A 9,720-nucleotide genomic window follows, 5' to 3' on the forward strand; every position below is an offset into this window, starting at 1 on the left:
AGTATGAAACACCGGTAACCCTTCCTGGATTAACAGGCATAGAGTCTTTTAATATTATAGAAAGCGAGGAGTAAGGTGAGTAAAAAGAGTGTCATAATTGTCTTATTCTTGTCTATATTTCTAATTAATACCTCTGAAGGTAGGAGAATTCATACATCTTCACAATCGCAAAAAGGCCAGATAATATTTTTTCAGACCTATCATTTTGATAAATCTGATTTTGATTTGATAAAAGGACCGATTGAAGAACAGATACAGCAAGCGCAACAAGACGGAATAGAAATAGTATTCCTTACAGAATACACCGGCCCATCTTTAGATAAAGTTGTAATTCTCGCACAGTCTTCTGGAGTACCTTTACTAAATCTTTTGACAGAAAAAGCTTATGAAACCAGCTTAAAAAATATTTTTGAAAATGGGGTAGAAAATATGACTCGCTTGATGGCAACATCGAAAGATGGGATAGGCACTGGTAACAACGAATACACCGGAGCTACTTTCGAAGGGTTTGATAAACCACTCATGAGATTGCTAGCGAAGCATAGAATACTTGTAATACCTGAACCAATCAGTTTTAAAAGCTGGAAAGATTTTCTACTATGCGAATATCATCATTTTACAGCACAGCAACACCTCATCTCTGGTAATACAACCGCATACTTATACCATGCCCAGGAATGTATAAAATATGAGTCTCGCAGTATGCCTGCACGCGAAAAGGAGCTTTTGCAATTTTTAGATGCACAGATACAGTCGAACATGATGATCCTTGCTGACATGGGTATTTTTTATACAATAGAAAACCAAGCTAACGCCAACTACTCAATTGAAACTTACCAGGCATACAAACCATCACGCTCGCCTTTAGAAACTCTGGTAGCCAGAGAGATAGCCGGCAATCCGGCTTCGTTTGCAGAAAAAGAAGATTTAATGTATCGAAATATTATAAATCACCTGGCTTTTACCTTTCTTATAAGCTACAGACCTGATTTACCCGCCCATAAAAGCGCAGAGATAGCTAGTACGATAAGCGCTGCATGGGGAAAAGAGGTCGCAGAAGAATTAATGGCAATACTACAAACAAGAGGCCTTCTGGGTGGCTATGCCAGTCTGGCGAGTAAAATTATAGAGGATTCCCCATTCAACGCTGAAATTCGCGCTACGTTTAATATCCTTTAAGTTGCTGGTAATCGGAGCCTTTTATTTACCTGAAGGCGAATATGATATCCGGGCCTACGGCGGCATAGTAGGTGTAACGCTAAACCTCCCGGCAATAAACCCTTTGCTTTTACTGAAGAATCTTTACAGATTTGACAAATCTAATCAACCGCTAGTAATATATCTACATAACCTTGCTTAGATAAAAAGGAGCTAAGATGAAGCTTACTGTTCTTATTAGTAATAACATTTCGAAAAAGAGAAAAAATATTATTCTAACAGCTGTATTTTTGAGTCTAGTTTTATTTTCAAGCAACTCTTACTCTCAAACACTTTCGAATTGGGAATTCAATGTCTACTATGATTTTATAGATAAATTCTTCGACATGGACAGCTGGACAAAAGAGAGTGAGGATAGAATATCTAGGGAAGTTGCGACTAAATACAATATATCCTACAAACAGGTACGTGACATCGTAGATAGAGCCTTTGAACGAGGAGTTTCTGATTGGGAATGGGATGTAGGCGAGGAAATCTACACAAGGCTTTCTTCTCTGCCTGAATCGCTTCAAACCGATAATGAAAGTGATAAAATATTTAGGGAGTTCGAAAATAAATACAATATCTCTCGCAATTACATAAATGATATCCTCTATAGAACTATATGGGAGTTGATGTGGGGTTATGATTATTAAAAAAGAAGTAATATGAAAAAACTTTTAATCATTTTATTATGCTTAGCATTGAGTGGCTGAGGGATATTCAGAACTCATAAAAAACTAGATAAACCCTATACTCTTACAAGAGGAGAGTGGTTAAAGCTTGAGATCAGCTCTTATGTACAGGATTATAATGAATTTGATACATTCGTTAAAGTCTTAGACAACGATGTTGCAGTTATGATAATCTTTGATCCTACCACGCAAGATGAGAAAAGGGCTGAACAATTAAGAGATAAATTTGAAGCAGACATAGAAGTTATGATATTATATGAATACCCTTGGGCTCAAGATTTAAAGTTGACTGTCTTTACTTCGGCTGAAGAGAGAACAAAAGGATATTAATAGGAGTAATTATGAAAAAGAAAAGAGCAGTTGGAACAATAATATTTCCTATCTTCTTATTGCTTATTGGAACTGTAACTACAATTTTTATGACATTGTTCATAATAGCGTTTCTTATTCCAGAGAGTCAGTTTTCAATTAAGATATTGGCAAGCATAAATATTAATAAAATGCATCAAGAATTTTGGTCAGTCTCATTGCATGAAATACCCATCTGCTTGATACAGATGTTCTTTGGAATATGTGCTTTTGTTTCCGGTATTGGCATCTTAAAACTTCAGGATTGGGGACCAAAGCTATTTATGTTACTTGCAGCGGTCGATATACTTACGCATATAATCAATAGCATAGTCTTTAAACAGTCATTATTACCAAATCTTCCATGGATTATCTTTAATTGCATTGTATTATTTTATTTTACCCGCCCCAAAGTAAAAGAGCAGTTTGAATAATAGGGTGAATTTGAGCTTGTTGGAGATAAATCTAATCCAAAAAGGAGGAATAAAACATGCCTAGATTATCAAAATGTTTCAAGTTGGTTGTTTTTGTTTTTATGATGTATGTGTTTTTTGGTTTTGCTCTTTCATATGCAGACAGTACAGACGAACTTTTGAATGCTGCCTATAACGGAAGGGTGGATGCAGTTAACTACTATTTAGATAATGGGGTTAGCATCAACAGCACAGACGAAGGCGGAAGAACCGCCCTGATGACAGCCTCAATTGGCGGCAGAAACGAAGTCATAAGGCTATTGATGTCCAGAGGCGCAAGTATTGATGCAAGGGATGACAAAAGCGGCACAGCCCTGCATGCTGCGGCACATGCAGGTCACGTTGAAACCGTAAGATTGTTACTAAATTACGGAGCAAATATTTATACTAAAGCAGACCACAGCATGACAGTTCTAATGTTAGCGGCGATCGGAGGTAGTCTTGAAACCGTAAGATTATTGATAGAAAAAGGCGCTGATATTTACGCTAGAGCTGAAAACGGCAAGACAGCCTCAACGTTTGCATATGAAGCAGGATTTTCAGATATTGGAAAGATACTGCAATAAATATAGTAGGTATAAGACGTTCTCTCTCTACTGAAAACAGAAGAGAGAGAAGGAGGTAAACATGAAAGAAAAGGTAAAAAAGATTTTGAATAAGGCTTATACGCGAAAAGAGTTAATGAAAGCATCTATGTTCTTATTGCTGTTCATAGGACTGATGCACCTATTTCTTGGTCTTACAGGTTTAGGGGACGGGGCAATGGCCATTGGAGGAATTATTTATATAGTTGTGGCATTGATCCCGCTTTTTTGGTTACGCTTTGTGGGTATTTCTGTATGGATGTTTGATTTAGTATGTACTACCTTGTTTATGGCATTTATTCCTATATATATGTTATATATGGTGCTTGGCAGTTATTTTCTCTATAAAATGTTGAAGTATAGAAAGAATTTATAGATGAAGAGAGATGAACGACGTTGAAAACATTATCATAAATACACCTGGAGTGAAGGCTCTAAGCTTACACGAAGAGCATATAGACGAAATAATTGAGTTGATGAATGAAGAGGGTTGGTACTATTATGACCACCATGAACTCAAAAGGTATTTGACGCTGAATCAGGATTGTTTTACACTTCTCGAAGATGGACGCATCGTAGGGAGTATCTTCACCACAAAGTACGACAATCAAGCCTGGATCGGCAATATCATTATCGCGAAAGAAGCCAGAGGAATAGGACTTGCCACTAAGCTGATAAGGGGTGTCATAGACTATCTGCGTGAAAACAAGCATGTTCTCATATTTCGACTTGGGTCGGTTCCGTTAGCGATAGGCCTTTACAAAAAGATGGGATTCCATGCAGAAGCCTTTGCAACGTCTCAGGAAGCCGAGTTACCCCTTAAGGCAGAATATGAGGAAATGAATTTGGGAGAGAAGATACAGGTGCAAAGACTCGATGCGCATGACCTGGAAGCCATCGGTGAAATTGATGAGCGATACTTCAAATCAAAACGCCTGCAGTTTCTTATAAATGTATACAATGATTCAATCAAGGAGAGTTGCTTCTGTTTGAAAGATCAAGGAAAGGTTGTGGGATTTATCATGGTGAGACGGAGACAGGCTTCGAAAGACGAAGGCCGTTTTGCTGAAGGACCAGATTATGCTTATCGCCTTGGCCCATCTTGTGTCCTGCCAGAGTATGGCATCACCGGCTTCAAAGCTCTCTTCCAGGAAGCGATACGGGCCGTTAATGAGGAAGTGCGCCAACTGGGAAGCAGCGCCAGGATGTATGCAGTATTTCCGAAGAATGCGGACAAAGAGGAGATTTATGAAGATACGCGAGAAATGGCAAAGGCAATGGGCATGGATGTGAATATGAATCTTGATAGAGTCTTTGACGAACACGATCATATCTTTAGTGTACAGAAGTCAACAAAAAATGAAGAACAATGGAAGTATATGGAGAATCTGGGCTTCCATCAGGAATATTTCGAGCAAGTGATGAGCTATACGCCCGGGGAAGCAGTAAATATACAACCAGCCCAAAGAAAGGCAGAGGAAACTAGGGCCGACTCGGAAGGAATTTTTGCGTCGGCGACGCCTGGTGACAAGGCATAACATGGGGAAATATAAAAGGAGATATGAGGTGAGAATATGAATAAACTATTTGTGCCATTTTTGATATTGGTTCTACTTTCTGGTTGTAGTCAAGAGCCATCTCAGTCGGTAAGAAAAGAAACTAATAACAAAAAAGCTCAAACTTATTTAGATATGGGGATAGAGAAATATTCCCTGAAGGACTATACAGGAGCTATACAGGATTATAGTAAGGCAATAGAGCTCAACCCTAAATATGCAAAGGCTTACTATGGGCGAGGGTCGGCTAAATATTCTCTGAATGACGAAAGAGGAGCTATACAGGATTATAGTAAGGCAATAGAGCTCAACCCTGAATATGTAAAGGCTTACCGTTGGCGAGGTGTGGCTAAAGGTATTCTGAGGGACTATGCAGGAGCTATACAGGATTTTAATGAAGCAATAAAGATTAACCCTGAATATGCAGAGGCTTACTTTGGGCGAGGGTTGGCTAAATACTTTCTGAATGACGAAAGAGGAGCTATACAGGATTATAGTAAGGCGATAGAGCTCAACCCTGAATATGTAAAGGCTTACTATTGGCGAGGGTTAGCTAAAGGTATTCTGAGGGACTATGCAGGAGCTATACAGGATTTTAATGAAGCAATAAAGATTAACCCTGAATATGCAGAGGCTTACTTTGGGCGAGGGTTTGCTAAATATTTGCTGAAGGATAAATCGGGAGCGTTGAGCGATTTAAATAAAGCGGGAGAGTTGGGCTATGCAAAAGCTTATGAATTAATACGAAAAATACAAAAATAATAGATGAAAGAGCGGGGGAAGGATAAGGAGATTAGAGGATTTAGGTAATATAGGTAAGAGACTTAAGAAGGTGAGTGGGTATATTAGTTTTTGAGGGGACACTTGACTGTGGCGAGGGTGAGTCCCCTAAATATTATTCAATCCCAGATTTGACAAACTCTAAAGATATGGTAACCTTATAGAGTAGGTTAAATAAGGGTAAAAAAGAAAAAAAGTGGGGGTAGAAATGAAAACAAGAAATTTAATTTTATCTATTGTACTTGGTTGTGTTTGCGTACTTCAATTAGTTAATGTTAATTTTAAAAAAGATTGGTTGCTCGACAGTTCTTTTTTAATGCGACGTGTGCATAATCAAATATCGCAACAAGGACTTCTTGCGGCAAGTGATTGGAGTGTATTTTCAGAAGAATATATACCGGTATTACTTCAATCTCTAGCTGGTTTTTCCGTGTTAAGAGCAGCACGAGAATATCCTGAAGCAGTGATAGGAGGGGATACTATAATAAGCTTGGAAAGACTTAATCAACTCGGTTTTGTAATGATACAACAATCTCCTGAATTTTTTAAGGGTACAATTGATGTTGAATTAACTCTTGTTTTGAATTGGCTTTCAGGGGGAGCATATCAAGTTGAAGTTGACGATACAAATACTGTACGAATTGTTGGTCAAGAGTCTTTTAAATTACGACAACCCGATTCAACTATATATATGTGCAGTAATAGTAGTAGTATTCCTGAAGGTTTTTATGAAATTACTGACGTTCGCATAGAAGCAATTGATGGAACTATCTTGGGTCCTCGTCTACCTAGCAAGGAGTCTTCAGACCGCTTTAATTATGGTTTTCGATTGGTTTCTGTAGCTAGGGATATGGATGGGAATGAGCATATATGGACAAATAAAATAATGCCTGGTGATTCAACCCGAGTAGAAGAAGTACCTCTTCTTATGGATGTCATGGCTTCTGCAGTTAACTACGGACCTGATTATTCTTATGCTGATATAAACTGGTCTATGCCTCAGTTGCTGGTGTGGTCTAGGGCTTTATTGGTAGGAGATGTAGTTAAAAACAATCGTATCCCAGCAGATAATTTATTACCTGATTTTGCGGCGATACTTCATGAAGCTAAGTCTATCCCAGGTGGGGATTCAGAGATAATTTCTCATTTTGTAAATAGGGCAATAACTGAAATGGGTAATGATTATGCAGTTTATGCACATCCCTATTATATGAGCAGTAGTTTGAGCTTGAGTGCAGCTTTTGCAGCAGGTTTTCAAGAACAATTTTTTAATGGGCTCGTGAATGTGGAGAGAAATGCTCCGGTTGCAAGATTTTTAGGTGAGTTTTGGAAAATAGAAAATATTAGCCGTGATCCATTAACTGGATGGATGATTAAGGCTAGAGATTTTAATGGCGAATTGCACGTTTTTGCTCAACAAGATTTTCCTGGTAATAATATCACTGTAATACCAAATTTAATGGATATTATGAGTCGAGATTATAAGGATGGTAGGCATCAATCTAATGGAAATCGGTGGGATGGATATCTTTGGGATCCTAGTTATTTTGGAGAAGGTGCTTTTGAGGTGAAATAGTCACAATTTTGTCACAATCAGCTTCTAAAAATTCACATAAGCAATATCACTTCTGTAATCTGTTGATAATCAAAGACTAACAACCTATTAATTTAAATAATCTAGACATACACTTGACTGTGGCTCAAGTTGTCGTGGGTTCAAATCCCGTCGCTCGCCCCATATCCAAAACCCTTGCTGACATCTAATTTCTTCAGCTTTTTGTATATTAAGTTAATATATGGCATACTTATAGAAAGGAGGAATTAAGGTTAATGCAATCCTTTAGGCAAAAAATTATTGGATTAGTTTGCCTGGCGGTAATAGGGAATATTTTATTTAGTTCAAATTTTTTATATGCAAGAAGAATAAGAGAACCTGAGCAGCGGCTAATAGTTATTTATGAAGGTAGGGAAATAGTACTATCCAGTGAGGTGCGGGAGAGAATTAAAGATAAACTTGGGGTAACGAGGTCTGAGATTCGTGAAGCCCTAGAACATCCTAACTGGGTGAGTAAGGTAGAGACAGGTTGGATTTTCTATAGGCGGCATAGTTCAAAACATAACTTCTGCGTGGAGGTGGATGAGACAGGTGTGGTGCAAGACGCTTTTTATAGAAGGACTGGGCATAATACATCATGACTTGGTTTGCCACATTAAGGAGGCCCTAAAGATACCCCCAGCTGAGAGGTGTCTATAGGGGTATCGGTTAGGAAACGCGTCTTTTACTACTCACGCTATGGGATTTTTGAGAAAACATAGCTTGTTTATTCAATTAGTGCAGTTCTAAACTCGTCTAACCAACGGCCCCATTTTCTGTTTTTAGTTAAATGTCCACCCTATAAGGTTGAACATATCGTAACTGTTTAAAAGTAAAAGAGTTATGTAAATTGACTCTCCAAAATACCGGACAAAATCGGACAAATTTACCACCTTTTAACCTGATTCTCTTAATTTTTGCACCCCTCTGAAGACCATTAGCCTGTTAAATACAAGTTCGAACCTCTTCCGGGCAGCCGATAATGCCACTAAAACAACCTCTCTGAATTGACATATATCCTCCAATATTGGGCTATATAACACCTATTTACAGGCACAGTATTCAGAGAGGATATTATAACTAATATTTGTACTGGAACTTCTTAATTCTCTGTAACAAAGCATGTTGCAAAGGGCTTTGTTCTTGTATAAAATAAACAAAAAGGAGGAAAGTAATGAGCGAATATGAAACAATGCGCAATGAAATGCTTCAACGGTTTGCTAGAGTGCACTATTTATTAATAGGTACAACGGTTGCTGTTGCTTATTTAGTTTATTATTATATTGTTACTTCAGGATTGGCAAAAACTCACCTTTATTTCTTATCTTTTATAATAGTACTGCTTTTAACAGTATCATCTTACATATGCCTTAGATTATTTTATGGTATCTATCAAGAAGGTAGCTACTTAGCTATATTTCATGAATTGGACGGTAAAGAAAAATGGCATCTTAGGTCACGGTTGGTAAAAAAAGTAGAACCGTGCATGTTTCATGTATATGGCAGATGGGGAAAAGATGGTTTTAACGCTTTGTGTATATATATCAGTTTACTTATTTTAAGTCTATCGTTATTACTTTCTCTTCATTGGAGAAAGCCCCTTCTTGTTATAGATTCTGTTATTTGCTTAGAGGATATAATCAGTATATTGTTAGGAATTGGGGTTTTGATTTTCTTTTTTATATTTATAAGCAAATTATGGAAAACTCATGATTTTATGATAGCTAATTTAAAAGAATGGTATAAATATTACGATAAGCATAAAAAAGATGATTATAAGACTGAGGATGCTGAATTTAGGAAAATCCTTAATAGCTAGTAGAAAAAAATGATAAACGAGACAGAAAAATACGAAACCTTATTTTTATCTAAAAGTTATCTCTTTTGTTGTTTCTCCTAATTCCTGATATAGTAATTTGGTGTCAACTTTCATATACCAGTTGCGAAACTCGTCCAATACAGGGAGATACATTACCACGGTTTTTATTGAAGATTAATGAATTTTTAATGTATTTATATTGAACAAAACTGTCACAATTTTGTCACAATCAGCTTTTAAAAATTCACACTAACAATATCACCTCTGTAATCTGTTGATAATCAAAGATTAACAACGCATTAATTTAAGTATTTTCTTTGCACACTTGACTGTGGCACTTGAGTAGTAATCAAGTGGTTGCGGACTCAAATGAAAGATTCTAATCTCGGTGGCGAAAATTACGATATATATATAACTAAAGTAGCTGCTTATTGGCAGAGATAATTATAGTTCGAGTCCTCATCTGGGAGTTTTTATATTTAACACTCTGTAGTTATCTATGTTGCAAGGGGTTTTTGTTTGTCGTATAATACTATCAGAAAGTATTAGAAGAGCTAATAGATAAAAGATGCATCAATGTTTGTTTTGAGGATTATAAAAAAAGAAGGGCGCTATCTTATTCGTCCTGATAAAAACCAAAAGGGAGGTTTAAAATGCATACAGGAAAAATAAAG

11 protein-coding genes are annotated in these 9,720 nt (G+C 37.1%); all 11 read left to right on the forward strand.

The genetic code is table 11. From position 1 onward, the window contains the following. The first annotated feature begins 75 nt into the window (after nt 1-75). On the forward strand, nt 76-1,179 hold the full coding sequence (locus tag P9L98_03830) for a hypothetical protein (GenBank protein ID MDP8216431.1): 1,104 nt from the start codon (nt 76-78) through the stop codon (nt 1,177-1,179). Nucleotides 1,180-1,376: 197 nt separating this feature from the next. Then, the gene (locus tag P9L98_03835; protein ID MDP8216432.1) at nt 1,377-1,853 is read left to right on the forward strand and encodes a hypothetical protein; all 477 of its coding nucleotides are present in this window, start codon (nt 1,377-1,379) and stop codon (nt 1,851-1,853) included. Between the two features lie 204 nt (nt 1,854-2,057). Next, nucleotides 2,058-2,222 carry a hypothetical protein gene (locus P9L98_03840; protein ID MDP8216433.1) on the forward strand — a complete coding sequence of 55 codons (165 nt, stop codon included), beginning with the start codon at nt 2,058-2,060 and terminating at the stop codon, nt 2,220-2,222. Nucleotides 2,223-2,233: 11 nt separating this feature from the next. After that, on the forward strand, nt 2,234-2,674 hold the full coding sequence (locus P9L98_03845) for a hypothetical protein (protein MDP8216434.1): 441 nt from the start codon (nt 2,234-2,236) through the stop codon (nt 2,672-2,674). Between the two features lie 56 nt (nt 2,675-2,730). Beyond that, nucleotides 2,731-3,279: an ankyrin repeat domain-containing protein gene (locus P9L98_03850; GenBank protein MDP8216435.1), complete on the forward strand. Its 549-nt coding sequence runs from the start codon at nt 2,731-2,733 to the stop codon at nt 3,277-3,279. Nucleotides 3,280-3,340: 61 nt separating this feature from the next. Then, nucleotides 3,341-3,673, forward strand: coding sequence for a hypothetical protein (locus tag P9L98_03855; protein ID MDP8216436.1), 333 nt, complete (start codon nt 3,341-3,343; stop codon nt 3,671-3,673). Nucleotides 3,674-3,683: 10 nt separating this feature from the next. Then, a complete protein-coding gene (locus tag P9L98_03860) occupies nt 3,684-4,835 on the forward strand; it encodes a GNAT family N-acetyltransferase (GenBank protein ID MDP8216437.1) in 1,152 nt (383 codons plus the stop codon). A 36-nt stretch (nt 4,836-4,871) separates the two neighbouring features. Then, nucleotides 4,872-5,615 (forward strand): tetratricopeptide repeat protein, encoded by a 744-nt coding sequence (locus P9L98_03865; GenBank protein MDP8216438.1) that lies wholly within the window; start codon nt 4,872-4,874, stop codon nt 5,613-5,615. 226 nt (nt 5,616-5,841) lie between these two features. Beyond that, nucleotides 5,842-7,209, forward strand: coding sequence for a hypothetical protein (locus P9L98_03870; GenBank protein ID MDP8216439.1), 1,368 nt, complete (start codon nt 5,842-5,844; stop codon nt 7,207-7,209). 254 nt (nt 7,210-7,463) lie between these two features. Beyond that, the gene (locus P9L98_03875; protein MDP8216440.1) at nt 7,464-7,829 is read left to right on the forward strand and encodes a hypothetical protein; all 366 of its coding nucleotides are present in this window, start codon (nt 7,464-7,466) and stop codon (nt 7,827-7,829) included. 572 nt (nt 7,830-8,401) lie between these two features. Then, nucleotides 8,402-9,046 carry a hypothetical protein gene (locus P9L98_03880; protein ID MDP8216441.1) on the forward strand — a complete coding sequence of 215 codons (645 nt, stop codon included), beginning with the start codon at nt 8,402-8,404 and terminating at the stop codon, nt 9,044-9,046. Nucleotides 9,047-9,720 lie beyond the last annotated feature (674 nt).

The sequence above is a fragment of the Candidatus Kaelpia imicola genome (assembly GCA_030765505.1).
Classification (GTDB): domain Bacteria; phylum Omnitrophota; class Gorgyraeia; order Kaelpiales; family Kaelpiaceae; genus Kaelpia; species Kaelpia imicola.

Bases quoted from the DNA above. Each gene is read 5' to 3' on its own strand.
- P9L98_03835 (MDP8216432.1), top strand. From the start codon at position 1,377: ATGAAGCTTACTGTTCTTATTAGTAATAACATTTCGAAAAAGAGAAAA.
- P9L98_03840 (MDP8216433.1), top strand. From the start codon at position 2,058: ATGATAATCTTTGATCCTACCACGCAAGATGAGAAAAGGGCTGAACAA.
- P9L98_03845 (MDP8216434.1), top strand. From the start codon at position 2,234: ATGAAAAAGAAAAGAGCAGTTGGAACAATAATATTTCCTATCTTCTTA.
- P9L98_03850 (MDP8216435.1), top strand. From the start codon at position 2,731: ATGCCTAGATTATCAAAATGTTTCAAGTTGGTTGTTTTTGTTTTTATG.
- P9L98_03855 (MDP8216436.1), top strand. From the start codon at position 3,341: ATGAAAGAAAAGGTAAAAAAGATTTTGAATAAGGCTTATACGCGAAAA.
- P9L98_03860 (MDP8216437.1), top strand. From the start codon at position 3,684: ATGAACGACGTTGAAAACATTATCATAAATACACCTGGAGTGAAGGCT.
- P9L98_03865 (MDP8216438.1), top strand. From the start codon at position 4,872: ATGAATAAACTATTTGTGCCATTTTTGATATTGGTTCTACTTTCTGGT.
- P9L98_03870 (MDP8216439.1), top strand. From the start codon at position 5,842: ATGAAAACAAGAAATTTAATTTTATCTATTGTACTTGGTTGTGTTTGC.
- P9L98_03875 (MDP8216440.1), top strand. From the start codon at position 7,464: ATGCAATCCTTTAGGCAAAAAATTATTGGATTAGTTTGCCTGGCGGTA.
- P9L98_03880 (MDP8216441.1), top strand. From the start codon at position 8,402: ATGAGCGAATATGAAACAATGCGCAATGAAATGCTTCAACGGTTTGCT.